The organism is Streptomyces sp. NPDC092369, from assembly GCF_044755245.1.
In the GTDB taxonomy this organism is placed as follows: Bacteria; Actinomycetota; Actinomycetes; order Streptomycetales; family Streptomycetaceae; genus Streptomyces.
In genome coordinates this window covers 730,574-753,494 of record NZ_JBIVQP010000004.1, presented here as the reverse complement: position 1 = coordinate 753,494, position 22,921 = coordinate 730,574, and the positions used below count along the sequence as shown (strand labels likewise).

The window sequence follows — 22,921 nt, the reverse complement described above, 5'->3', positions numbered from 1 at the left end:
GGGTGGTTCAGCGGCGGGTGGCCAGCTGGAGCGTGGTCTCGGAGTCCAGGACCTCGGCGGCGGGCAGCTCCCGAGTGGCGTCGCCACCGGCGGAAGGCGCCGCGATGGTGAGGCTGCTGGGGGTGGCGCGGCGTTGGCCGCTGCCGGAGAGCCGGATCATGGACAGCGGGATCAGGCAGGACGCGGCCATGCCGGTCGTCCACAGGAGCGTGCTGCCGAGGTAGCCGCCCCAGATCGCGGTCGCGGTTCCGGCGATGGCGCCGGCACAACCGAGGCCGCGTCGGCGCTCAGGGGTCATGGGGGTGATGACGGTCTTGCGGCCCGAGCGGCCGGTCCACGCCGCGTAGTGCCGGCCGAGGAGCCACTCACGGAACATCGACCGCGTGTACAGGTACTTGTTGTAGAAGTTGAGCAGCGTGTACGGCGCGAAGCCGATCAGGGCTTTCTTCCAGCCGACGACGCGGGAGACCAGGTACATGGTCAGCGCGGTGTGGCCGGCGAACCAGTAGCCCATGTACCGGAACATCGAGAGGTGCTGCCAGGTCGTCAGGTTGTAGATCACGACGACGAGCCACCACCACAGCGTCACCAGGTCGAACATGGCGGTGCCCACGGTGAGCATGGAGCGCCAGTTCCACATCAGGCGCCGGTAGCGGAGGACGTTCTGGAAGTAGCCGGCGGCCCAGCGGGGCATCTGCGCCGTGTACTCGGCCCAGGTCTCGGGGTCGATGGTGAGGGTGAGCGCGTCGGCCGTGTACCAGGTCCGGTAGCCGCCTTCGTGGAGTTTCCAGGTGATGTCCATGTCGGCGCTGATGAGGCCGTTGGGGAAGCCTCCGACGGCGCGGACGACGTCCGTGCGGAACGCGTAGCTCGCGCCGGTGAGGACCTGGAGGCGGCCGACCTGGCGCTGGCAGAGCCTCCACCACTGGCTGCCGAGGCTGTACGCGAACCGGCGCGCCTCGATGAAGAATCCGCTGTCTTGGATGGGGAGGATCGACGAGCAGGTCGCGTCGTAGCCCCGGGCGATGTCGGCGACCATGAGCGAGATACAGGACGGCTCGGGGCGGGAGTCGCCGTCGAAGCCCACGATCACGTCCGCTGTTACATGCGGGAGGGCGTGGTTCTGGTTCGCGGCCTTGTCCGCGAAGTTGGTCTCCAGCACGAGCGTTGCGCCGGCCTGGCGGGCGACTTCGGCGGTGCGGTCGCTGCAGGAATCCGCGACGACGATGAGCTGCTCGACGGGGTAGGGCTGGTCCAGGCATGCCTGGACCAGCTCCCCGATCGTCGTCTCTTCGTTGTGCGCGGGGATGAGGACGGCGATCGTCAGGTCCGTCAGCCCTGGCTGCTCCTGGTGGCCAAGCGCAGAGCCGCGCCGGCCACGCCCAGCACCAGTGCGACCCCGGTCAGCAGCAGTGCTCCCAGGCCGGTGTGGGCCATCGATCCCGTGTACATGCGTTCTCCTTTTTGTCATGGCGGTCACAGCCGCTCGGTGTGCGGGGCGACGGGCATGACGCCCCGCGTGTCCAGCACGTAGTTCGCCTGGTCGGCGATCTGCTGGAGGTCGAATTCGTCGTGCGGGGTGAGCAGCACGACGGCGTCGTAGTCCGCGTAGGGCCTGGGCGGCTCGGTGTGGGCGCCGAAGACCTTCGGGCCGTCACCCACGCCGGCGGGCGCGACGTGGGGGTCGAGGCAGTCGACGAGGGCGCCCTTGCTTTCGAGGAGGCTGATCACCTGAGCGGCGGGTGATTCGCGGTGGTCGCCGGTGCCGGACTTGTAGGCGAGGCCGAGGGCCAGGATCCGAGCTCCGTATACGCCGCGGTGGTAGCGGGTGTTGAGGGTGTCCTGGAGTCGCCGGACGACGTATGCGGGCTGGCTCTCGTTGATGTCCTGCGCGAGCTCGACGAGGCGGAACGGCTGGCCGTGGGCGGTGCGCAGGTGGTGGGAGAGGTAGACCGGGTCGACGGGCAGGCAGTGGCCGCCGACGCCCGGGCCCGGCTGGAACTGCATGAAGCCGAACGGCTTCGTCCCGGCCAAGTCGAGGGTGCGCCACACGTCGACGCCCAACACGTGCGCGAGGCGGGCGAGTTCGTTCACGAGGGCGATGTTGACGTGCCGGAAGGTGTTCTCGAACACCTTGGCCAGCTCCGCCTCCTCCAGCGTGGCGGCCAGGACGAGTTCGCCGGCGATGCCGGTGTAGAACCGCTCGACCTCGTTCAGGCAGGCCTGCGTGAGCCCCGAGACGATCTTCGGGGTGGCGCCCAGGCACCACTGCCGATTGCCGGGGTCGATGCGCTCAGGGCTGAAGCCGACGTGGAAGTCGTGGCCGGCCGTCCAGCCGGTCGCCTTCTCCAGGATCGGGACGACGACTTCGCGTGTCGTGCCCGGGTGGGTGGTCGACTCCAGCACCACCAGGGCGCCCGCCTTGAGGTGGGCGGCGAGGGTCTCGGCGGCTGCCCGGACGTAGGACAGGTCGGGCTGCCGGTCCTTGAGCGGGGTCGGCACGGTGATGACAGCGACGTCGAAGTCGGTCAGCGCGGCCGACTGCCGGGTGGGCAGATACCGGCCCGAATCCAGGACGTGGGCCAAGACGTCCGAGGAGACGTCCTCGACGTACGACTTGCCGTTCATGAGGTGGAGCAGGCGGTCCTCATCGGGCTCGTACCCGGTGACGGTGTAGCCGTTGGCGACGGCGGCCATGGCGAGGGGCAGGCCGACGTAGCCCTGACCCATGATCACGATTTGCACGGGCGGTGTGCCTCTCTCCGAAATGGCAGTCAGGTGTGGTGGTGAGCCGGGCCCGCGGTCGGGGGGAGGCACGCGGGCCCGGCGGTCTGTGGGCGGACTAGAACGGCCAGCGCGGCTTCGAGCCCGAGCCGCGGAGGCTCCCGCGATAGGCCGCGCGGCGCTCGGATGCCTCCTGCGTTTCGCGGTCCCGACGGCGGCCGGCCTTCTCGCGCTCCGTGGTGCTCGGGTTCGACGCGAACGGGTTGAGGGCCTTCAGACGTTTCTCGATCCGCTTCACCGGCCACCCCCGTATGAGCGGTACCGGGCGGCTTCGGAGCGCGCGGCGGTGATGGCCTCGTCGCGCGGGATGCGGTCGATGCCGTTGCCCTGCCAGCCGCAGAAGCACTCGATCGCGGACGAGGCGGAGTCGAAGGTCAGGGCCCCAGGGGTGTCGTCGCCGGGGTACAGCGTCTCCGCGTTGCCCCAGACAGCGAGGCGTACGGCCCCGTCCGGGTCCAGCCGGGGGTTGGTCTCCATGGCGGTGGCGGCGCGCTCGAGGGCGTCCGCGACGGCGGCGAAGTCCATCAGAAGCTCGCCTTCGGGGTGATGGCGCCTCGCTGCGCGGCGGCGTCTCCCGCCTTGATGGCCTGCTTCTTCCGGCTGCGAAGGTCGGAGGCGCAGGCCTCGACGGTGGCGGGCATCAGGGCGATGGGGCTCGCCTTGGGCTTCAGGTCGGGCTGCTCCGGCTGCTCGGTCATGCCTTCACCGCCGGGATGCGCAACGCCTTCGAGTACTCGCGGACCTGCTCGTCGGTGAACCCGTGGGCGCGCGCGGCCGACTGGAAACGGGTGAAGACGACCTGCTCGTCACCGGTCAGCCAGCGGCCCTGCCGCTCACGCTCGGCGGCCAGCCTCACCGCGTACGCGGCCCAGTGCAGCGCCGCGCTGGGGTCGCTGTCCGGAGAGCCCGTGTCGTGCGTCAGACCGGGCCTCGCGTAACACTGGGCCGCGTGGGTGCGGAGCCGGTCCTGGAAGTAAGGGAGCAGGGCGCGGATCTTCTCGTCCCGGACGGCTTCGGTGTCGTCGTGCTCCAGCCCGATCGATTGGGTGAGCGTCCAGTCGCAGCCTTCGCCGTCACATGAGGTCCGCAGCGTCGCCAGGCGGTACTGGACGCCAGTGGCCGCGCCCCCGACGGTGAGGTAGCGGGCGATGAAGACGTCGCCATCGACCAACGCAGGTCCACTAACGGGCGGATCATGGGGCGTGCCGATGAGGAGTGCGGCCAGCACGCCCCGCAGCGCACCGAGTGCCTCCGCCATCGCGGCGGAGTCCGACGTGCCGCCGCGTACGTCGGCGAACTGCTCGAGGAAGGTGCGGGCCACGCTCTCCGCCGGCGCGACCGGGAGCCGCTCGGCGCGGCGGGAGTCGCAGAGCTGCTCGACAGCCACCTTGAAGCTGGCGACCGCCTCGCTCACGACGGAGGAGCTGTCACCGCCCCGTACGGCGATGTACGCATCGAGGATTTGGCGCGCGGTCGTCGTGGTCGCCACGAGCGGATGGATGGCGTCGCGGATACGCGATGGGGGCCGCGGCTGCTGCTGGTCGACCTCTGCAGGGTGGGTAGTGTCGGGCATTGCCTGCCCTTTCGTCGCAGTCAGGGTGGGTGCCCTCGCCCCAATGGCGTTCCAGCGCCGGGGCGAGGGCTTATTTCGATGTATCGCGGGCTCTCGCCCGAGACTGTAAGGTGACCATACACCCACGGCGTACGGTCACCATACGCCTCTGGCAGAAAAGCCCGCCCGAGCAGGACGAAGAAGGGTGCGGGCGTGACATCCGAGGAGGTGCAGCGCGTGAACGAGGCGCTCGACGCCGTTGAAGCCATCGAGGATCCCGAGGCGAGATCTCGCGCACAGAGCCAGATCACAGCCGAGGTGAGGAAACGCAGCTCAAGATGGGCAGAGGAGCGCGGCGTACTCGCCAATCAGCTCAAGGACCAGGACGAGAAGGTCAGCATCCGCGACATCGCCAAGCGCCTCGGCGTCTCGCCCGGGACGGTCCAAGACCTGCTCCGCGGCTACAAGGGATCTGGGCAGCACAGACCCCGGACAACCGACACGGCGAACAGCAACGACGCGTAGCCGAACCGCCGCAGCTCCCGTCGACGGCAACCCGCCGGCGGGAGCTCCACCCGGTCGCGTCGAGATACGCCGTTCGCCACCCGGCACCCCACCTGACGCGCAACACTTCCCCATCACGCGCGTCACCTTGGGGGGAACCATGGACGACAAGCCGGCACGACCACCACGCCCGGACGAGGAAGAGCTCCTGCGCTTCCACAACGGCGACACCCTCAACAGCATCCCGGTCATCCGTCTACCCGAGCGTCAACCGCCCCCGCCACCACGTACGCAGCCGAATTGGTGGATGCTCGGCGCCACCAGCGTCGCGGTTGCCGCACTGGGGGCCCTCGCGACAGTAGGCGTCCTCCAACTGGTCTTCGGTACCGATCCCGGGCGCCAGGCCTCGGCGGCCGGCACAACACCCCAGCCGCAGAACGCGTCGCCGGTACCAGCCCAGTCCACGTCCGCGCCGGCATCCGGAACGTCGCTCCCTGTCCAACCGTCGCCTTCACCATCGGTCAGCGAGTCGCCGCAGATCGCCGCCGCGAGTGGCCCCGAGGAAGTGCGGATCATCCAGGCACCGGCCACCGGCGGCGACATCGCCACGACCTACTGCCTGGTCTACCCGGGCTCGGAGAGTGACGGAGTGAAGGACGCGATCCTCCTCGCGAACGCGCCGGCCTATCAGTGCGCGGATCTGCTGTCGTACGACCCCGTGCACGGTTCGCTGCACGAGACGGTGCCCGTCTGCGAGCCGACGGCGCGTGCGACGATGCTTGTCTTCGATCCGTCCTCAGGCTGGGGCGACGCCCTGTACTTCGCCTGCCTGACGCAGCACCACGGGGCGTAGAGCGTCGCTCTGACCGCGTACGGGTGATGGGTGCACCGCAGCGAGCTGCGGACCATGAGGTCTGATCGCAGTTGAGGACTTGCTGCCCCTTACCGTCAGAGGGGTTACCTACGCGGCTACTGCATGCTCGTCGCCTATGGCTCATCAGGCAGGTGGACCGACAGGTAGGCAAGGTATTCGTGCGCGGCCTCGGTCAGCTCCTCAGCACCCACCGCCCCGTTCGCCTTGGCCACCTGAATTACAAGAAAGTGACCCAGGTTGAGAAGGCCCGCGATGGCGAAATCGCGTTCAGGGCCCCCCTCTGAGTCCAGAACGCTGACGATGTGCTCAACCGCAGCTTGTCGGTTCTGTTCCATCCAAACTGTCAGGAACTCGACGGCGAGCCTGGTAGAGGCTTGTGGCCCTTCGTAGTCATAGCTCACAGGTTCAGGCTAGGCCTCTGAAGCGTCTTCAGCGCGGCCTGGGATCTACACCCACTGGCACAAGGGTGTGACCTTCGGAGGTACATGGCCAGCCTCTTGACATCGCCGCAGGCCGCAGGTGCTGCGCTCAATCACGGTTGGCCACTCTGCTCAGCGATAGTTGGCCAGTCCAGTCCCGCCCCGAGCGATTCCGCCGACGGATACGCTGGTCGGAGGGCGCTTAACGTGACCAATCAGGTGGATCGCCTGCGGCCCACCAGTCATCGGCGTCCGCATCCTCCAAAGCCTCTACGAGAGTGTCAACCATGCTACCGATTCGCGCCTCGACGCTGCCTCTGGGCAGGCTTGCGCGGTGGGACTTGGTCTCTTGCCACCATTCGCGGAAGTGGGGGTTCTGCAGCAGGATGCGCATGCGGCCGTACAGTTCTTCCCACCCAATCACGCCGACGCGGAAGGCCAGCACCTCCTGCTCGTACAGCGCCTGGCAAAACAGATAGCGACGGACGGCACTTTCCCTTGGCTCTGGCCCATCCAGCCCCATGCGCACGCTCGGGTAGGTGTTCAGGATCTCTGCCAACTGGGGATCGTCCATCGCCTGTCGAAGCAGATCGAGGCGCTGTCGCCCCGTTGCCAGCAGCATCTGCTTTCGCGCCTTCTCCGACTCGAGTTCAAGGGACCGCTGTTCCAACCTGAGCTCTTCATGCCTTGTGCGAGGCCAGGGCGAGGGCGAGCGCCTCACACGAGGACGCAAGACTGGGCGTTTCCTCGGCTGGGCACGCTCAGGCGGCGAATCTGGTGGATCGGACGAAGGCTCTGGTTCGGGCAGCGAACTCAGCCGGCCCCGAAACCGGTTAGCAAAGGCGAGGGCGTCTGCCTCGGTTGCATCCCTACGCATACCCACGTCAGTGATGGCGACCGCGGCCTGGTGCACAGCGTGGTAGGGGGCGCCCGGGAACGTGGCACCCACCATGCGCTCGATAACCTGCTCGGCCGACTGCTTCTCCACACTGTCACGGTAGCCGTGCCGCGGGCCGCGTTACAGGCCGCAGGCCCAGCACTTGCCGAGCTGCGCGAGGTCAAACGCCACAGTCTGGGCGAGCTGTTCTGCGTGGCGTTCTGCTTGTGCCGGTGTCAGTTCCTCTAACTCCCGAACATTGTTCGCGATGTGTTGCACGGTACGGGTCCAGTGGCCCCGGGCTTGTTCTTGATCTCCGTCATGTATCCCATTGACAAAGAGATCCACAAAGCGACGCATGTTCTCATCGCCCTCGCGCTCGAGTTCGGCGAGCGACCGCACCCGTAGCGTGGGACCGACGGTCGGGTCTTGAGGAGTGTGCATCCTTTCAAGCACTTGCGCCTCGCCCAGACGTCGGCGCGCCTCAATTTGTCCTGTCACCAAGTAGCCAGCAACAGCACCGATAAAGGCCGGCACCAGAAGCCAGCCCGCGAGGCACAGAAGGTAGGCGTACGCTGGCTGCCGCGTTTCGCCGGGCGAGCTCAGCCCTACGAGAACCTCATAGGCGGCTCGCCAGCCGAGCAGCCCAGCGCCCAGCACATAAAGCAGGATGAAGAACCCGAGCCACCAAGTCGCATGAGTAACGATCCAATGAGTGGTGCGGGTGAGATACGACAGACCTCGCGCCCGGTCCCGGAAACGTTCCCGCCGGGTACTCACCGAAGGGTCCAGGACAACAGGGGGCGACTCAGGCATGCCGACAACCTAGGCGGGGTGCCCTTCACGCACAACGGCCGACGGCCGACGCACAGGGTCACCGCCCAGAATCAGCGGCATATGAGCAGCTCGGCGAGAAGGACCATCTATCGCTGAGGAATGGTCATTACCATTGGAAGTCATACTCGCGATCCATCGCAGCGTGTAGCGCCGTGGCGAGCTATCGCTGCGCATGGCCAACTATCGCTGAACGTCACAAAGGGGCTTGTGGCCTCACCTACACATTCGGCGCTCGAACGCCGACCGCAGTACACCGCTGCGCTTCGCCGCCGCCTGCAGCAACTCTCAACGCAGCTCAGCTCTCACCCGTTCTGGAGGACGGAGGTTGGCCGGTCGCCCGCGGTCCGGGTCTAGTTTCGCCGACAGGTCCGCGAGATACAGAAGACGGGAGCGCTCCTCACGGAGCAGCAGAAGCGCATCTTGCAGTGGATCAGGGAGTGGGCGGTCGAGCATGACGGGGCGACTCCGTCAGTGCGGGACATCAGCCGGTGCGCGGGGCTGTCAAGTACGGGGCCTGTTGGGTACGAGCTCGACAGGATGGCGGAGCTCGGCGTGATCGAGCGCACCCCTGAACGAGGTACGGGGCGGGGTATCGCTTTGCGCTGGTGATGGCCGAGAGGTGTCCCAGCGCGTGGATCCACAGGGTTGGATCCGAGCCTTACCATCGAACACATGAACGATCCCGCACCGGTGACCCGGCTCGACATGCTTCGGTTCGCCCGTCGTGTCGTGGAGCAGCAGGCGGTCCGGCAGCTCGCGCTCATCGACCGGTGGATCGCTGACGAGGAGCGGCTGGCGGAGAGGCGGCGGGCAGAGGATCGGCGGCCGCCTCCGCCTGAGTGGGTGGTCCAGCGCGGGGGCGTGCATGTGGGCTCGTGCTGGGCTGTGGCGAAGGGCGCCTGGCGGAGTGTTCCGGCGACGCGGGAGCAGGCCTTGGATGCGTTGCGGAACGGGGTGCCGGCTTGCGAAGCGTGCCGACCGGACCGGGAGCTGCGCTTTCTGGAGTAGGCCCCCGTGCGGTGTGGTGCGGAGGAGGCACAGGGTGGTCGTGTGGAGTTCCCCGTCGAGGTCGCGCTGGCCCAGCTGGTCCCTGTGCTGCCGGCAGGACCGGACTGGTGGTACGAGATCAAGCTGGACGGCCACCGAACGATCATGTGGCGTACCGCGGACTCGGTACGACTGCAGGCGCGGTCGGGCCGGGAGGTGACATCGGCCTGGATGGACATCGCGCTGGCTGGGATGGAGTTGCCGCCGGGGGTGGTCCTCGACGGCGAGGCGGTGGTCGTGGTCGACGGGCGCATCAGTTTCGAGGCGGCGCAGTCCCGAGCGGCGTCGGGGCCGGCGCGGGCCAGGAAGCTGTCCGAGGCGCATCCGGCGCTGTACATCGTCTGGGACGCCCTGGCCGTGCCGTCCGTGGATCTGCGGGGGCGGCCGTACACGGAGCGGCGCCAGGCTCTCCTCGATGTCCTGGGCGACCTGCCCCGGCCGACGCCGATCCAGGCCGTGTCCGCGACGGACGACCTCGAAGTCGCGCAAGCCTGGTACGACACGCTCCAGGACACCGGCGTCGAAGGAGTGGTCGCGAAGCTCGGCAGCTCCGCCTACCGGGCCGGCCGGTCCAGCTCGTGGCGGAAGATCAGGCACGCGGAGACGGTGGACGTCGACGTCCTCGGCTACACGGGGCCGGCCGCGCACCCTCACGCACTCGCCGTGCGGGTGCCCGATGGACGCGTCGTGCTCTCGCAGCGACTCGGAGCGCTCCTCGCCGCACAGGCCGCAGCTTGGGCGGATGCTTCGCCGGCGTCCGGACGGGCTCGGACGGGCGCCGGCGAAGCCTATTCCGCGGTTGCTTCCGGACTCGTCGCTGAGGCCCTGGCGGGGACCACGCGGCACGGGGTGGTGACGATCAAGAGGTTCCGCTGAGCCGCGCGGCGACGGGTCCATTGGCGATGACCACGGCCTGGGGGCCGCCGATCTACACGAGACCAAGAGGTGGCCTGGCGGCATAGCCGGTAACCCCTGCTGACCGCGAAGGCCGCCGTCAGGGCCTTGCGGACTGGATCGCCTCCTGCAGGTTGCTCACCGCCAGCTCAGCGTGCGCGCGGACGCTGTCCCAGGCAGCCGTGAAGTCGCGCACCGGGAAGCGCAGCCCAAGTGCATGGTGGGCGGCGGCGAGTTCCGGCCGCGGCTTGGGGTGGACGGCAGAGTTGCGGATAACACGGATCTGGTCCAGGAGCTGGACGGCCTGGTGGACCGCGTCACGGTCCAGCGCGGGCAGCTTGCCGACGAGATGATCTTCCAGGCGCAGGAGGCCCGAGCCTGGGTTCCTCCCGGGCACCTTGAAGTCGCGCAGGATGTCGGTCAGGACGACCAGCCCGGAGTTGTAGGACGCTTCGTCGCCGACGTCCAGGGCGAGGAGGCTCGAGCGGTCCATGGGCGGCGGGACGACAAGGGTTTCACCGAGGACCAACTCGTAGGTGACGTCGAGGAAGTTCAGCGCACGCAGCAAGGCGCGCGGCTCTGTGAAAGACAGTGCCTCCGGCGGAGCGGGCGGCGACAGATGGGCAGCGACGCCGGCTAGGTAGGCGTCGAGGGTGTCGTAGTCCGCGGCCGGCAGCACGCCGAGCCGACCGGCAAGAGCCATCCTGTTGAAGCGCATGCCCGGCCACTCGCGGTCGGCGATCTGCGACATGCGCTCCAGGAGGGGGCCGGCGCCGTCGATCTCCTTTAGGACGTCGCGGAGGTCCACGTCGACGTTGGGCTGGTCGAAGGGGCTGTCAAGGATCTTGTCCTGCTCCAAGGTCATCCGGCGCATGTACGCCAGCAGGCCGTTGGCCAGGTCGCGGGCCATCTGGTCGGGCTGCAGGTGGTAGAGCCCGGCCATGGTTACGAAGACCGGTCCGTCGGACTGCGGGGTGGAGCCGTGCCCGAGGAACCCGACGGCCCGGTAGCCAGCAATAACCTGGTCGTGGCCGATCCTCGGGAAGCTGTAGAGCACCTCGGCGGCGTCGTGACCGTGCTTGCGCATGCAGTGTTCGACGTAGAAGAAGTTGGGGAAGCGCTGGTGTTCGACGAACGTCGTCCACGCGATGTCGAGGAGGAGCCGCTGCTCCTCGGTGAGTGGATCTGTCAGTGCGGTCATGGCGTCTGTCTCCAGGTGGGCAACAGATCAGGATAGTCGGGTGGTCCTCTGGAGGCGCGCGCGTTTCGGGGCTTCGACGCAAGCCGTGCTCGGCATGCTGGGTACGCCTGCATGACCGTCCTGACGCTGGGTTTGTACAGCCCGCTGTCCGGCCAACGGAACCTGTCAGGCGCAACCGATGCTGAGGATGTCGATCCCGTCCACGTACGCCGTGAACGTGATCCACCACCGCGATCCAGAGAGCGTGGTCGCGTCCCAACCGCCGGGCGGCGGCCACGCATTCCGTTGGACCAGGGCCGCAGCGATCGTCTCCAGGACCTCCCGCTGGTCATGAGCCCGCAGTTCGGCGAGGGCGTCTTCGGCGTGGACGGACAGGTCAACTCGATACGTCATCGTGCGCTCCCAAGGTCGGCAGGAACAGCACCGTATGACTGTCACGGTCACCTCGTGCAGGCCTGTGGATAAGTGCCTGCCTCAGTGAGAAGGCTGTGACCGCAGTCGAGGTGGCGACTGCGGACCTCGCGCAGCCAGGCTGTCACCGCCCACTGGCCCCACCCGTTCGGCGCAACCCCGCTCGCAATACACCCTTCTCTCACGCTTCCGTGAAGAGAGGGCGCGACGGCAGGAGCATGCGTGTGAGCAGCTTGTACGAGGACATTACGGCGCAGGTGTGGCTTACTCAGGCGTTCGGTGTGCTGACACTGGATGACCTGTGGACGCGGCAATTGAACGCTGGCCACATGACACCCGACGCGATGCACGACACGGCCGAGCTGGGCGACGCCCTTCTCGACTCGTGGGCACGCCTCACCGACGCGGGAACGCTCAAGGAACTCGGGCACTACTTGCGACACAACGCGCATCGTGCAGCAGAAGCGGCGCGAGAGGCTGACCACCGGGTCGTACCGACTGACGACGCGGACGTGCGCAAGCGGGGAGTTCGCATCGTCGCGGAGTTGGAGCGGGCGAGCGCAAACGAGACGGCCGCATTGCACCGCAAGATCCAGTCTCTGCGGGCGTCGACCTGGACGTCTGGCGATCTGTCACCACAAACGCGATGCCTCCTGCTCGCCGCCTCCACAATCGTCGCGTACACACTTGGACAGGTTGAAGTCGGCAGCTTCCTTGGTGGCTGGTTCGGCCTGGCCGGCTGCCCGAAGCTGTTGATGGGAACGCTTGGCAGTGGGGGGTGACTCCCGCCCCTCACTCTTTAGCGCTCGGCAGCAGTTGGCGCGCCAACCTGCTGGCGTTTGGAGGCGGATCTGTGTGCCCGCCGGGTAGGGGGTGTGGCAGATGGCGCACCGGCCCGCGTGCACGGCCGTGAACCAGGGCCGTGCACGTTCCCTGTCCGAGTCCGTCGGCACAGGGGTCGAGGGCCGTGGACTCGGGCTGGTAACGGGGGTGTGCGCAGAGGTCGACGGGCGGCAGTGTGCGCAGGCCGTCGTTTCGAGGTCCGTGAAGTCGCAGCGGCTCATAGTCGCGTCGACGGCGGCCAGTACGGCCTCGCTTGGACGATGGTGGGCGGGATGGTCTGGCCGGGTGTCACTTTTCGCTCTCCATGACGGGCTGGGGTCCGAAGATGAGGTCGTGCAGGATGTCGATGCGCGCTGACAGTTCGCGGTCTGCTCGGTCTGCATGGTGTCCCGGTGCCACGCACTGCTCGCGTCCGCAGGTGACCTGCACATTCCCCTCAGGTTCCCGGCCGTTGGCGATACGGAAGGCCAGCCGGAATGCTGTATGGAACTTACCTTCGTGCCGCAGACCGGCCACGCCCGTGGTGCCGTAGCCGGTCCATTCCATGTGACCGTCGTCCTTCAGCTCGACGCGTTGCCAGAACAGTTCGTCGGGAGTGGCTGCGGCCCGCGGGCCGGGCCTGTGCTTGGGGATCCCGAGGACGGCACGAGCCCTGGCCACGGTGGTGTGGCAGACGTGCACCCGGCGGGAGATCGCGGCATCGGACAGCCCTTCATGCAACAGTGCAGCGATGTCTGGGCGAACCTGGTCGCGCGGTGGCGTGCTGCCGGTCATGGTCGTACGGCTTCGTGGAGTTCGGCGAGGCGGGCGTCCCACCAGCGGGCCAGCGAAGTGCCGAGCGGCGGAGGGCCGGCCTGCGTCCACCTGTTGTACAGGTCGAGAGCCTTCTCCGTGGGGGCCGTCTGTGCCTGGGAGTTGGTCGCTGTTCCTGGGGTGGCGAGCGTGGGCTGGGACCCCGCCCGGTGAAGGAGGGAGGTGTGCTCCTCGATCCGCTCGTGTTTCTGATCGGTGGTGTGTCCGTCCCAGGTCGCTCGCGGGTGGTCAGTGGTGACGTGTTCCACGTTCGTGAGGAGGCCAGCGTCGCGCGGATGGATGTGCCAGCTCGCCTGGTGGCCGCCGATGCAGAGGTAGAGGATCTGCCAGCCTGGCTCGTCTACGTCGTCAGCGTGGGCGATCACCGATCCAGGAAGCAGCGCGGCGAGGAGCGCCAGGAGGCGGGCGCGCTCGCGGTACGCGTCGTCCCGCTCGGCCTGAGCCTGCTCGAGGCGGCAGGCGTGGCACCAGTCCACGCACGGGAGTTGCTCTAGCGTGCCGTCCGGATGGAGCAGGCTGAATTGGGTGTGGGTGTCCATGCCCCGGTTGATGAAAGCGATCCAGTTCCGTACCGCAGCCTCGGCGGTTCGGGCTCGGCCGGCCCATCGCTTGGCCTGTCGTACGGCGGCCGCGCGGGCGCGGGCCTGGTATCGCGCCTGGCGTGCGATCTCAGCTTGGGTTTGTGCTGCGTGGCGCTCGAGGTCGATGGCCTGCTCGTTCATCTCGCCCACGACTTCGGCGTGGCGGTCGAGGTCGTCGTAGAGCTGCTCCAGGTCCTCCTCGGTGAGGTCTTCGAGCGGGATGCGGTCTTCCCTGTCGGGGTTGGGCGCGCGGTGGATGGCGCGTACGGCGCGGAGGGCTTGGAGGGCGCCAAAGGCGGTGTGGGTCGGGATGCCTGGGCGGGCGGCATGGATGCGCTGCGCTGTGACCTTGTCGGCGGTGGCGCCATCGGCCAGTTCTTGCGGGGTGGGCAGCGGTACGGGCAGCCGGCTGAGGAGGACGGCGAATTGGTCACGTACGTAGCCGGCCTGGCTGGCCGAGTACCCGACGTCGACGTACGCGACCCCTGTGGTGGACTGGTCTGGTGCTGGTCCCTCCGTGGCCAGGGCGCCGTTCAGCGCGTTGTCGGGGCGGGGCCGAATGCTGTCGGGGGTGATAGTGATGCTGTTGTGCGTCCAGTACGGGGCGCCGCGGCCTTGGGTGACCTTGTGCCAGGCGGAGCCGTCGGCGTCGTCGAGGTAGAACGTGGAGCCGTTGTAGATCACTTCCACGATGTTGCGGCGGGTGCCGACGAGGTGACGGGCCCAGTACAGGGGGAATCGGTCGTCGTCGGCCACGACTGCGGTGATGCGGCGTGCGATGCAGCGCTCGCCGTTCCAGCTGGTCTCGGGCATGGTCACTGGTCCTCGGCGTGGCTGTTGGTGGGGTCGGTGAGGATCTTCGGGGTGTGGCCCCAACGAGCTTCGACCTGGTCTTCGGTGATCGGGATCTCCCGGTAGGGCCTCGCCGGCAGGGGCTCTCCGGTCTGAGCGGCCCACCAGCCGGCGCAGACCATCGCGCCGAGCGGCAGGCCGCGGAAGGTGGCGACGGGCGTGTACGCGCCGTAGGCGTTGACGGGGAGACCTTGGTGGCAGAAGAACGGCTCTGCGTCTGGGAGTTGGGTTCCGCTGGCTTCGAGTTCCGGTGAGCCGGGCCGGAAGGCGCAGTCGCCGCAGGGGGTGCGCATGAGGGCGGGCGGCCGGGGTGCCCGGTCGGCGTCACCGCAGGGGTCGTCGGTGAGGCCGACTCCGGAGCAGTGGAGGCAGCGCTCGCGGGCCTGACCGCCAGTGCTGGGTTCGATGCCGCCGATGCAGAAGGGGCACTTCCACGGTGTGATGGAGAGGTCGTTCACGGTTAGTCCGCCCTCTGGAGTCCGGCGGCCTTCAGCTGCGCCTCGTGGGTGTCGCGCGAACGGCGCCTGGCTTCCAGAGACTTGTAGTAGTGGACGGCGTCGCGGAGGTCGGTGAGTTCGTTCTGCTCGAGGACCGCGGCGATCGGTACCACGGAGAACAGGACGAACACCGTGGCGACGAGGACGTTGCCGTAGAAGGCCTGTTGGGTGGCGCACCAGGCGGACCACAGGGCGTGGAGGGCGTAGAGGAGGACGAGGATGCGGGAGCGGCGGCTCATCGTTCGGGCTCGCTCTCGGTGCGGGCGCCAAGGTCGGCCGGAGCGCGATCGTCGGCGGGCGTGGCTGCAGTGGTGGCGCCGTTGAGGTCGGATTCGTCGGCGGCTGGAGCCCGGAGGCCGAAGGACGCGGATGAGACGCCAACGGAACAAAGCGGCTTGATGCCGGCAGCAGCGCGCGCGAAGGTCGCGGCGGAGGTGTGGTCAGCTGGCGAGGCGGTCACTGGCCGTTCCTGTCCTGAAGTCCGAGGGCATGACGCACCCCGGGGTAGCGGTCGTTGGCGTAGGTCTGCCGCTGGATCTGGAAGTCCACGGGGAGGCCGGTGCGGACTCTCGCGAGTTCGCTGAGCGCGGCGCAAAGCAGACTCCACAGTCCGTCAGGGAACTGTCCTCGCTCGACGGGTGGGAACAGGTGGTCGAATTCATCGTCGGGGAGGATGAGTCGCACGTCGACGTCCCGCCACTGCTTGCCGACGGCGGCAGTTCCGACCAGGCAGGGCAGGTGTCCGAACGCGGCGTCGATCTCGCGGCCGAACGCGTCGAGGTGGAGGGCGGCGGGCATTCCGACGCCAATCGCGCAGGTCTCGCCGCGGGGGTTGTCGGTCATCGGTTGGCGCTCCGTTGGATGTTGCGGCTGATGAGGAACAACTCGGCAGGGATCGCGGTGCGGGGACGGCGGTCCTCGAGGGCCTGGGCGAAGAGGCGTGCGTTGGCCGGGCTGAGCAGGCCAGCGAGAACTCCGGCGGGGCCGCCGACTGCGTTGGTGATGCCGTTCGCGAACCAGTCCTCCCGCGCGGTGTGCTGGGAGTGCCAGTACGGGTTGTCGGCGATGTCCTCGTCGACGGCCGTGGCGAGGGCGCGCAGGCGCTGCGCGGCCGAGGTGAGGACCTCGAGCGGTGTCGGGGCGCTGCCGCCGTCGGCGGTCGCGTGGGCGTGGAGCTGCACGACGTCCGCTGCGGGGCCCGGGGTGGGGTTGCCGGAGTGGGTGGGGCAGTAGTCAAGGCCGCCTGGGTGGGTGCGCCAGCCGAGCCAGCGCGCGACGCTGCGAGCCTCGTCCAGGGTGACGGCGTCGGTATAGAGGCGGTGGGCGCAGGCGCCGTCGGCCCATTGCCGGTTGCAGTGGACAGTGACACTGGCGCTCACCGGCTGGGCTCCTCGCTGCGGAGAATGCCCTCGAGCGTGGCGCGCACGTTGTCGATGACGGCACCTGGCTGTCCGGGTTCGGGGCGGCCGGTGATCGGGGTGAGCAGCGCCCGGGCGACGATGACCGCGTGTTCCCCGGACAGGTCGGTACCGATGGGGGTGAGGGTGAGGCGTTCGGCCTCGTCTTCGAGCCAGGCGGCGACGGGTTCGCTGATTCGCATGAGGCCGGCGACGTGCTGGAGCATCGCTTTGCTGTTGCTGTTGACGCGACCGCGCGGCGGGGCGGTCTTGAGCGTGCGGATGGCGGTGCGGATGTCGTCGAGCGGATGGGGCACGTCGGCTCCTGCGCAATCGGGGTGGGAGTGGGGTTGTCGGGTCACCGTGTCCCTCGCTCGCTGGCCGCTACGACGGACGGCGTCCCCTCGGGCATGGGCGGCGTCGTGCGGGCTGGCCTGCGCAAGCCCATCTGCCAGGCACGTGCTACGGCGTGGGGCGGGTAATCGGTGCCGAGTTGGGCGAACAGTCGGCGCCGGTACTCGCGGGCGGTGCTCCGGCTGATGGCGAGCTCAAGGGCGATGCCGTTGGTGGACATGCCACGGACCAGGCAGTCGAGGACCTGCTGCAGGCTGCGCACGATCGGCATGACGTGCGGCGTGCGCTTGACCGCCAGGTCGGGGATGCCGTCGAACGCGCCGGAGGCGTAGGCATGGTCGACGAGCGCCGCGAGGGAACGGTTGCGGACCTCGATGCGTTTCGAGGCACGGCGCGTGTGGTTGCGGACGGCGCTGGAGGAGATACCGAGCGAAGTGGCGATCGCGTCGGCTTTCTGGCCGCGGGCGTACCCGGCGATGACGAGAGTCTGCGCCGGTGTGAAGGGCCTCTCGGAGGAAGGGGCGGGAGCGTTCAAGGGGTGTCCTTGCTTGACGTGCTGGATGTGTGCCGGTGCCGTCTCACGGCTCGGGTCACCGTGAGGGCGAGGAGGGCGACGGTGGTGATGCCGGCAAGGGCTGCTACGACCACCCAGGCGGCTGCCGCGCCGACGAAGAGGAAGACGTTGGAGATGAAGCCGTTCACGTCCCGCCCTCGAAGATCCGGTCCGGGGCTTCGGAGGTGTTGGCGGCGGGATGTGCCATGACGGCCTTGTCAGGCGTGCAGTCGCCTGCACACGCAGGCGGGCACCAGCCGATGGCTGTGGGGTGGGCGTCCAGTGCACGGAGGACGAGGGACGGTTCGGCCGCGACTTGGTCGGCGTGACGGGCGACAAGCCCGAGGACTCGTTGAAGGGCGCGGCCTCGGGCGGCGTAGGCATCGAGCAAGGCGTCCACAGCCATCACGAAGTCTCCCGGTTTTGGGCAGAGCGACGGTGGTTGCGCCTGTGCCGGATGCACGAGCAGCGCGGTGGGCATGCCCATCGCACGTGCAGGTTCAAGTGCTTGCCCCACCGGTGTCGGCCCCGTCGGCAGGCGAGTTCGCGCAGCATGCCGTCCGGGGTGCACACCTCGGTTTGCGACCAGCAGGACGTGGAGTTGCGGGGGTCGGAGACAGAGGGGTGCATGCGGTTGACGTGCTCGTCGAACTGACCGACGGGGATGCGGCGTCGGTCGGGGCACCAGGTGCAGGGGGTGGTGGGCTCTGCCATCGGTCAGTCCTCCGTCGTCTGCGGCTGGTCGCGGGCTACGTCGACGATGTGCCGCCCGCAGGACGGGCACAGCTCCCAGTGGTCGACGTCGTCGATCGTGAGCGGCACGTCTGCGCCGACGGTCGGGGCGCAGGTCAGGCAGTAGGCGCGGCCCTTGCCGTTGCCGTAGGCGGTGGTGGATGGTTCGGCGAGCACATCCGTGCCACAGCCGGACGTTGAACAACGGCTGTCGTCGCCGTCGACCTCCAGTCCGGTGCGAACGAACCAGTCGACGCCGACCAGTCCTTCGTCCGGGGCGTGGGTGAGGCATCGGAGGAAGCGCCCGTCCCGGGACTGGTACGCCACCGCGGCCGCGCCAAGGGGCGTGGGAACCGTTCCCGCACGCCCTGGAGCGGTGGCCGGCTCGCCATCGGGTGTCGGGTCCTGCCGCGCCTCGTCGTGGTGCCCGCATCCGCACAGTCCGGCCGGGCACTTGCACACCCATCGTGGAGCCTCGTCCTGTCGCACCTCGCCGGCCAGTTCGTCGGCCCACGTGCGAACCTGCCGCGCGGCAGACCGGCGGTAGATCCGCGTCAGGCCTTCCTTGTCGCCATGCTCGGCGTCGGCGGCGAGGCGGCCAGCGACCTCCGCGTACACGCTGGCCCGGTCGACGGTCGCGGGCATCTGGGCCAGCGCCACGTCGGCGAGGTCGTACTCGGTGGCCGCGAAGAACGACGTAGTGCCCCCGAGGAACTGCGGGGTCGTGGTCTCCGGAAGGACGGACTCCTTGATACGGGCGATGAGCGCGGCGGCGATGCGGTCGCGGAGTGTGGTCTGGTCGGTGGCGGGCGCCACTCCGGCAGACACAGCTTCCGCACGGACCTCGTCGAGCAGAGCACGGGCCTTGTCGCACCAGTCCGCCGTGCCGGAGCCGGGGATGGACGCGATCAGGGCGAAAAGGCGGTCGCCCGCAGGCGCGGTGGGTTCGGTGGTCATCGGGGCGTCTCCGGGAGGGGGTGCAGACGGTGGAGGATCATCGGGTGGCCGGCCGTTGCTGATATCCGCAGCAGCGGCCGGCGCCGTGTCACTTCGTGGTGCTGGCGTTGATCGCGCGGGCGATGAGCAGGGCGTGGCGGAGGTCGTCGGGCATGGCCGCGTGTTCGTCGATGTCGGTGTCGCCCCAGGAGCCCAGCCAGTTGGCGAGCGGCTCGCGGGCTCGCAGGAGGGCGGCGACGGCGGGTGTGGCTGTCATCGCGCCCCGGAAGGTGGCGTTGCGCAGCGTCTCGACTGCAGCGGCGAGTTCGTCGGCGGGCGTGGGCATGTGGACTCCAGGTCAGACAGACGAGGCAACGGCGGGCGCCGGATGGACGGCGAACTGGCCGTCGGGGTGACGGACGAGCCAGTCGCCGTACTTGGCCACCACACGAGTCGCGCCGGTGCCGACACGGAGCCCGGTCACGGCCAACTTGCCGTCGACGTCCTCCCAGTAGCCCTTCGCGTACACGCCGAGCCGGTCCAACTCGTCGCCGACCTGGCTGATGCTGCGCGGCGTCACCTGCCAAGTTGCGCAGCCCTGCGCCTCGAACTCCACGAGCGGCGCGCAGATGGCGCATTCGGCGCGGACGTCGGTGAGGTTGCCGTGCTCGTCGACGTCGCGGTTGTCGGCGTCACCCAAGTACAAGCCGCAGCCGTTGCAGGCGCGCTTGATCCTGAGCGTGGTGACAGCCCGGCCCTCGTCGTTGATGGTCTGGCGGTCCGGGGTGTTGGTGCGGGGCGGCCTGAAGGCCTCTGGGTGGGAGGTCTTCCAGGCGGCCCAGCGTGTGGAGGGCTGATCGCCTCCGTGCGCGTGGATGCGGTCCATGACCTGCACGAGCGTCAGCGCACCGAGCTGCTGCTCGTCGTACTCGCCGCCGCGCTGCCGGGGGAAGACGGGCACCCAGAAGGGGCCGTACTGCCAGGTGACACACCGGTACGACCAGTCGTTGGGCGCCCATTTGTGGAAGACGGTGGTGGTGTAGCAGTCCATGTCGAACGGTTTGGCCTGCTGGACCCGGCGCCAGGAGCCGTTGCCGAAGTAGTGCTCCTGGTACTCCTCGATGAACGAGGCGATCTGCTGGGCCTCGGCGTCGTTCGGTCGGGCTTCGGAGTCTCGGTCGAAGCAGGCCGTGTAGGTGAACCCGGGGTGGGTGCCGGTGACCGGGATGCGGAGTTGGGTGAGCGGGTCGTGTTGGTCGGCGTCGTATGGCCAGTCGGCGGTCTTCATCCGGCGGTCGCCTCCTGGTCGTTCGAGGCAGCCTTGGCGACGGCCTTCACGAGTTCCGGGGCTGCCTTGACTAGCCCGAGGGCGCCCTTCTGCGGAACGGCGTCGTGCAGGGGGTGCACGTCGGTGATCTCCCAATGCCACTGGTCGGCAAAGCCCCAGGGGTCGCAGCAGCAGCCGTCGGCCTGGTGGCATCCCGTCAGCTGCGCGGTCGCGATGACCGCGGACAGCGCGAGGGTCGCGGGCGGAGCTGGAACCACGCTGCTGGGGATGCGTGCGCGGGCGTCCCAGAAGTTCTGGGAGCCGCCGAGATTGTCGAGACGGATCGCAGCGTCACGGCTGTACCGGACGATGGCCACGCTCTTCAGAGGCAGCCTGCTGGCGTGGATGAAGATCGGGCCGCGGTAGTGGGTGCGCCTGGATCGGTTCTCGATGGCCTTGAAGCCTTCGGCCACGGCGAATGCCCACGGCTGCCGGATGGACAGGATTCGAGGCACCTCCTGCGCTGCCGGGGCGAGGCGGAAGGACCGCCTGGTGCGGCCGTCGGGCAGGTGGATCGCCCAGGGGCCTGGGATGAGGCCGTACGCGACCCAGGTGCAGCCGCGGCCGGTATAGCCGGGCGTGAGGGCGCCGAGGGTGCGGCCGATGCACTCCAGGCCGGCGATCTGCTCGGCCTTAACCGGTGTCCCGTCACGATGGGTGGCGGGGAAGTTGGTGAGTGCCTTGGCGATGTCGGCTGTGGTGGCGGTGTCGCCGCAGTTCGGGCAGATGAACGCCCAGTCGAGGGGGTTCTTGCCGAAGCGGGCGCGGGCTTCGGCGATCAGCTCGTCGTGGGTGAAGGCTTGGGTTTCAGTGCTCATCGGCCGCTCGCCGCCTGGTAGTTCGCGGTCGCGCGGCGAAGCGCGTTGTCGAGGAGGCTGGTGATGGTGTCGTAGTCGCCGTCGAGGATCCGGCGGATGACCGCCTGGCGCTCGGCGTAGCCGTGTTCGTAGTGGCGGCCGTGGTCGTCGACGAGGTGGGTGGGTCCGCCGGCGATCCAGCGCCGGAGGGCAGCGCCCATCTGAGGGAGTACGTCGGGGGTGCGGAGTTCGTCCTGGTGGGAGTCGCCCATGTGGTTGCGGGCGACCGTGCGTGCCTCGCCGTCGCCCTCGTTGCGGAGTCCGTTGCCCTGGTGGACGGGTGTGTCGGGGTAGCGGGTGGCCTCGTCGAGGGCGGCCAGGATCAGGTGTGGCTGGGTGATCAGGTCGGTCATCAGGATTCCGTTCGGATGGGACGAGAGTCGCCGGACCGTGCTCGCCGGCGTCCGGCATTGCTCTGGGCGAAGGGGCTGGAGGGGTTCATGGCGTCCGGCGGTTCAGGAGGCTGGGTCCGACGCCCGTCCAGCCCGGGATGCCGGGTCGCGGGATCTGGCCGCTCCTCTCGGCGGCGCAGGCGATGATGCGCCGCACGCCGTCGCGGCGGGTCTCGGGGCTGCGGGTGCCGCGCTGGACGTCGGCGAGGAGCGGCCGGAGGGCGTAGGCGCTGATGGCGATCCGGCCGCGGCTGCTCTGCCGACAGTGGAGGTCGGTGATGTGGAGCCAGTCCGCGCAGTCCAGGCCCATGGCGAGGGCGAGTTGGTCGATGCGGTCGCCGAGGACGGCGCCGTTGCCGGTCCAGGCGTAGCGGATGTTGGCGCCGCCGTCGGGCCGGTAGAAGACGATCCAGAGGAAGGTCTCCGGCTCCTGCTGCGAGGCGATGCTGTCGATGACGGCCAGCTCCACCGGCTTCCGGCTCGTCACGGGTACGAGCGGCACCGTGTCAGCAAGCCGCAGGTATGCGCTCAAGTCGACTGGCATGTAGAGGGAGTTGAGGGTGGCTTGCCGCATGGATGCGGCGAGTTTCCGCATCGGTTGTTCCAGTGGGTCGGTACTCACGCGCGGTGCCTTTCGGGAGTTGGTGGTCAGAGTTGGGAGATGAGCCGGGCGGCGTCGCTGTCCGTGGTGTGGCCGTGTTCGCCGGCCCATTCCGTGACCTCCAGGGCGTAGCGCGCGTCGAAGTAGGAGATGACGACGACCGCACCGTCCTGGCGGACGGTGTGGTGGAGGTCGCCGGGCCGGGTGGCTTCGGCGATGACCGCGGCGGCGTGCTGCTCGTCGAGGCAGGTGAGGCGCAGCTCCGGCATGTGCAGGTGCTCCTTCGGGATGGAGAGTTGCCCGTCCGGAACCGGTGCCGGGCGGCCGAGGCGCCGGCGTACGACGGCGGCTGCGCTTCCGGCCGGTGTGGCGCGCCAGCGGTCGCGGCGCTTGGCCCGGCAGCGCGGGCCGAGTCCGTCGCGGCTGGGCTGGAGCATGCGGTGATGGCACTCCGTGCACCGCAGGTCCCCGCCGTTCACGTCGCGTCGACCACGCTCTCCTCGAGGGAGTCGACGTGCTCCAGGAACGCGATCAGCCCCGCTCCTGTGGCGAGGAGTTCCTGGCGGAGGCTGGCGCGGCAGGCAGCGGGGTTGTCCGGGTCCTGACCGGCGGCGAGGACAGCGGTCGCGACCGCGCCGGCGTGCTCGCACAAGGCGAGCGCCCACTCGTCCAGCGTGTGGTGCTCGGCCCCCAGACGGCCCTTCTGTTCCTCACGTTCGGCGTGGAGTTCGAGGTAGGGGCCGGTGAGGCGCGGGGTGTCGTAGTCGGGGTACACGGGGGTTGCTC

35 protein-coding genes are annotated in these 22,921 nt (G+C 68.8%); 6 read left to right on the top strand and 29 right to left on the bottom strand.

All coding sequences use genetic code 11. The annotated features are described in order from the left end of the window. Positions 1-7: 7 nt before the first annotated feature. From ACIQI8_RS27335 to ACIQI8_RS27310, 6 genes are all read right to left on the bottom strand, one after another. A complete protein-coding gene (locus ACIQI8_RS27335; protein ID WP_402356048.1) occupies positions 8-1,309 on the bottom strand; it encodes a glycosyltransferase in 1,302 nt (433 codons plus the stop codon). A gap of 167 nt (positions 1,310-1,476) precedes the next feature. After that, positions 1,477-2,745 carry a nucleotide sugar dehydrogenase gene (locus ACIQI8_RS27330; RefSeq protein ID WP_402355521.1) on the bottom strand — a complete coding sequence of 423 codons (1,269 nt, stop codon included), beginning with the start codon at positions 2,743-2,745 and terminating at the stop codon, positions 1,477-1,479. 97 nt (positions 2,746-2,842) lie between these two features. Next, a complete protein-coding gene (locus ACIQI8_RS27325; protein WP_402355519.1) occupies positions 2,843-3,022 on the bottom strand; it encodes a hypothetical protein in 180 nt (59 codons plus the stop codon). After that, positions 3,019-3,309, bottom strand: a complete 291-nt coding sequence (locus tag ACIQI8_RS27320) for a hypothetical protein (protein WP_402355517.1) — start codon at positions 3,307-3,309, stop codon at positions 3,019-3,021. Before ACIQI8_RS27320 ends, ACIQI8_RS27325 begins: the two co-directional genes overlap by 4 nt. Beyond that, positions 3,309-3,482: a hypothetical protein gene (locus ACIQI8_RS27315; RefSeq protein ID WP_402355515.1), complete on the bottom strand. Its 174-nt coding sequence runs from the start codon at positions 3,480-3,482 to the stop codon at positions 3,309-3,311. The genes ACIQI8_RS27320 and ACIQI8_RS27315 overlap by 1 nt, the downstream gene beginning before the upstream one ends. Then, positions 3,479-4,357: a hypothetical protein gene (locus ACIQI8_RS27310; RefSeq protein WP_402355513.1), complete on the bottom strand. Its 879-nt coding sequence runs from the start codon at positions 4,355-4,357 to the stop codon at positions 3,479-3,481. Before ACIQI8_RS27310 ends, ACIQI8_RS27315 begins: the two co-directional genes overlap by 4 nt. Before the next feature lie 192 nt (positions 4,358-4,549). Here ACIQI8_RS27310 and ACIQI8_RS27305 point away from each other — a divergent pair, with 192 nt between their 5' ends. Both ACIQI8_RS27305 and ACIQI8_RS27300 read left to right on the top strand, forming a co-directional pair. Further along, positions 4,550-4,861 carry a helix-turn-helix domain-containing protein gene (locus tag ACIQI8_RS27305; RefSeq protein ID WP_401724139.1) on the top strand — a complete coding sequence of 104 codons (312 nt, stop codon included), beginning with the start codon at positions 4,550-4,552 and terminating at the stop codon, positions 4,859-4,861. Between the two features lie 139 nt (positions 4,862-5,000). Next, on the top strand, positions 5,001-5,693 hold the full coding sequence (locus tag ACIQI8_RS27300) for a hypothetical protein (protein ID WP_402355511.1): 693 nt from the start codon (positions 5,001-5,003) through the stop codon (positions 5,691-5,693). Between the two features lie 134 nt (positions 5,694-5,827). On the opposite strand, the gene ACIQI8_RS27295 is transcribed toward ACIQI8_RS27300, so the two are convergent. From ACIQI8_RS27295 to ACIQI8_RS27285, 3 genes are all read right to left on the bottom strand, one after another. After that, positions 5,828-6,115 (bottom strand): hypothetical protein, encoded by a 288-nt coding sequence (locus ACIQI8_RS27295; protein ID WP_402355509.1) that lies wholly within the window; start codon positions 6,113-6,115, stop codon positions 5,828-5,830. Positions 6,116-6,335: 220 nt separating this feature from the next. Next, positions 6,336-6,803, bottom strand: coding sequence for a DUF6082 family protein (locus tag ACIQI8_RS27290; RefSeq protein ID WP_402355507.1), 468 nt, complete (start codon positions 6,801-6,803; stop codon positions 6,336-6,338). Between the two features lie 348 nt (positions 6,804-7,151). Continuing rightward, positions 7,152-7,826 (bottom strand): DUF6313 family protein, encoded by a 675-nt coding sequence (locus ACIQI8_RS27285; RefSeq protein ID WP_402355505.1) that lies wholly within the window; start codon positions 7,824-7,826, stop codon positions 7,152-7,154. A gap of 396 nt (positions 7,827-8,222) precedes the next feature. Here ACIQI8_RS27285 and ACIQI8_RS27280 point away from each other — a divergent pair, with 396 nt between their 5' ends. From ACIQI8_RS27280 to ACIQI8_RS27270, 3 genes are all read left to right on the top strand, one after another. Continuing rightward, on the top strand, positions 8,223-8,456 hold the full coding sequence (locus tag ACIQI8_RS27280) for a hypothetical protein (protein WP_402356045.1): 234 nt from the start codon (positions 8,223-8,225) through the stop codon (positions 8,454-8,456). A gap of 63 nt (positions 8,457-8,519) precedes the next feature. Further along, positions 8,520-8,855 carry a DUF6233 domain-containing protein gene (locus ACIQI8_RS27275; protein ID WP_402355503.1) on the top strand — a complete coding sequence of 112 codons (336 nt, stop codon included), beginning with the start codon at positions 8,520-8,522 and terminating at the stop codon, positions 8,853-8,855. A 42-nt stretch (positions 8,856-8,897) separates the two neighbouring features. Next, complete coding sequence (locus tag ACIQI8_RS27270) at positions 8,898-9,770, top strand: DNA ligase (protein ID WP_402355501.1); 873 nt, start codon at positions 8,898-8,900, stop codon at positions 9,768-9,770. A 118-nt stretch (positions 9,771-9,888) separates the two neighbouring features. Here ACIQI8_RS27270 and ACIQI8_RS27265 read toward each other — a convergent pair whose 3' ends face one another. After that, positions 9,889-10,989, bottom strand: a complete 1,101-nt coding sequence (locus ACIQI8_RS27265; RefSeq protein WP_402355499.1) for a hypothetical protein — start codon at positions 10,987-10,989, stop codon at positions 9,889-9,891. Positions 10,990-11,154: 165 nt separating this feature from the next. Beyond that, positions 11,155-11,382, bottom strand: a complete 228-nt coding sequence (locus ACIQI8_RS27260; protein WP_402355497.1) for a hypothetical protein — start codon at positions 11,380-11,382, stop codon at positions 11,155-11,157. A 242-nt stretch (positions 11,383-11,624) separates the two neighbouring features. Between ACIQI8_RS27260 and ACIQI8_RS27255 the strand changes: the two genes are divergently transcribed. Continuing rightward, positions 11,625-12,182 (top strand): hypothetical protein, encoded by a 558-nt coding sequence (locus ACIQI8_RS27255; protein WP_402355495.1) that lies wholly within the window; start codon positions 11,625-11,627, stop codon positions 12,180-12,182. A gap of 349 nt (positions 12,183-12,531) precedes the next feature. On the opposite strand, the gene ACIQI8_RS27250 is transcribed toward ACIQI8_RS27255, so the two are convergent. The 18 genes from ACIQI8_RS27250 to ACIQI8_RS27165 form a co-directional block, all read right to left on the bottom strand. Then, a complete protein-coding gene (locus tag ACIQI8_RS27250; protein WP_402355493.1) occupies positions 12,532-13,017 on the bottom strand; it encodes a hypothetical protein in 486 nt (161 codons plus the stop codon). Beyond that, the gene (locus ACIQI8_RS27245) at positions 13,014-14,450 is read right to left on the bottom strand and encodes a hypothetical protein (protein WP_402355491.1); all 1,437 of its coding nucleotides are present in this window, start codon (positions 14,448-14,450) and stop codon (positions 13,014-13,016) included. Before ACIQI8_RS27245 ends, ACIQI8_RS27250 begins: the two co-directional genes overlap by 4 nt. Before the next feature lie 2 nt (positions 14,451-14,452). After that, positions 14,453-14,947 (bottom strand): hypothetical protein, encoded by a 495-nt coding sequence (locus ACIQI8_RS27240; protein WP_402355489.1) that lies wholly within the window; start codon positions 14,945-14,947, stop codon positions 14,453-14,455. Between the two features lie 2 nt (positions 14,948-14,949). After that, positions 14,950-15,225: a hypothetical protein gene (locus tag ACIQI8_RS27235; RefSeq protein ID WP_402355487.1), complete on the bottom strand. Its 276-nt coding sequence runs from the start codon at positions 15,223-15,225 to the stop codon at positions 14,950-14,952. 217 nt (positions 15,226-15,442) lie between these two features. Beyond that, a complete protein-coding gene (locus ACIQI8_RS27230) occupies positions 15,443-15,829 on the bottom strand; it encodes a hypothetical protein (protein ID WP_402355485.1) in 387 nt (128 codons plus the stop codon). Beyond that, positions 15,826-16,365 carry a hypothetical protein gene (locus ACIQI8_RS27225; protein WP_402355483.1) on the bottom strand — a complete coding sequence of 180 codons (540 nt, stop codon included), beginning with the start codon at positions 16,363-16,365 and terminating at the stop codon, positions 15,826-15,828. The genes ACIQI8_RS27230 and ACIQI8_RS27225 overlap by 4 nt, the downstream gene beginning before the upstream one ends. Further along, a complete protein-coding gene (locus ACIQI8_RS27220) occupies positions 16,362-16,700 on the bottom strand; it encodes a hypothetical protein (protein ID WP_402355481.1) in 339 nt (112 codons plus the stop codon). Before ACIQI8_RS27220 ends, ACIQI8_RS27225 begins: the two co-directional genes overlap by 4 nt. Positions 16,701-16,741: 41 nt before the next feature. Then, on the bottom strand, positions 16,742-17,272 hold the full coding sequence (locus ACIQI8_RS27215) for a LuxR C-terminal-related transcriptional regulator (RefSeq protein WP_402355479.1): 531 nt from the start codon (positions 17,270-17,272) through the stop codon (positions 16,742-16,744). Next, entirely contained in the window at positions 17,269-17,439 is a 171-nt protein-coding gene (locus ACIQI8_RS27210; protein WP_402355477.1) for a hypothetical protein, read from the bottom strand. Before ACIQI8_RS27210 ends, ACIQI8_RS27215 begins: the two co-directional genes overlap by 4 nt. After that, on the bottom strand, positions 17,436-17,696 hold the full coding sequence (locus ACIQI8_RS27205) for a hypothetical protein (RefSeq protein ID WP_402355475.1): 261 nt from the start codon (positions 17,694-17,696) through the stop codon (positions 17,436-17,438). The genes ACIQI8_RS27210 and ACIQI8_RS27205 overlap by 4 nt, the downstream gene beginning before the upstream one ends. 311 nt (positions 17,697-18,007) lie before the next feature. Further along, positions 18,008-18,979: a hypothetical protein gene (locus ACIQI8_RS27200; RefSeq protein WP_402355473.1), complete on the bottom strand. Its 972-nt coding sequence runs from the start codon at positions 18,977-18,979 to the stop codon at positions 18,008-18,010. Between the two features lie 88 nt (positions 18,980-19,067). Beyond that, positions 19,068-19,304 carry a hypothetical protein gene (locus ACIQI8_RS27195; protein ID WP_402355471.1) on the bottom strand — a complete coding sequence of 79 codons (237 nt, stop codon included), beginning with the start codon at positions 19,302-19,304 and terminating at the stop codon, positions 19,068-19,070. A gap of 12 nt (positions 19,305-19,316) precedes the next feature. After that, complete coding sequence (locus ACIQI8_RS27190) at positions 19,317-20,246, bottom strand: hypothetical protein (protein ID WP_402355469.1); 930 nt, start codon at positions 20,244-20,246, stop codon at positions 19,317-19,319. Next, positions 20,243-21,103 carry a VVA0879 family protein gene (locus ACIQI8_RS27185; RefSeq protein ID WP_402355467.1) on the bottom strand — a complete coding sequence of 287 codons (861 nt, stop codon included), beginning with the start codon at positions 21,101-21,103 and terminating at the stop codon, positions 20,243-20,245. Before ACIQI8_RS27185 ends, ACIQI8_RS27190 begins: the two co-directional genes overlap by 4 nt. Beyond that, positions 21,100-21,495 (bottom strand): hypothetical protein, encoded by a 396-nt coding sequence (locus ACIQI8_RS27180; protein ID WP_402355465.1) that lies wholly within the window; start codon positions 21,493-21,495, stop codon positions 21,100-21,102. Before ACIQI8_RS27180 ends, ACIQI8_RS27185 begins: the two co-directional genes overlap by 4 nt. 85 nt (positions 21,496-21,580) lie before the next feature. Then, complete coding sequence (locus tag ACIQI8_RS27175; protein ID WP_402355463.1) at positions 21,581-22,156, bottom strand: hypothetical protein; 576 nt, start codon at positions 22,154-22,156, stop codon at positions 21,581-21,583. A gap of 26 nt (positions 22,157-22,182) precedes the next feature. Then, entirely contained in the window at positions 22,183-22,572 is a 390-nt protein-coding gene (locus ACIQI8_RS27170) for a hypothetical protein (RefSeq protein ID WP_402355461.1), read from the bottom strand. A 38-nt stretch (positions 22,573-22,610) separates the two neighbouring features. Beyond that, positions 22,611-22,910, bottom strand: coding sequence for a hypothetical protein (locus tag ACIQI8_RS27165; RefSeq protein ID WP_402355459.1), 300 nt, complete (start codon positions 22,908-22,910; stop codon positions 22,611-22,613). Between the last annotated feature and the right edge of the window lie 11 nt (positions 22,911-22,921).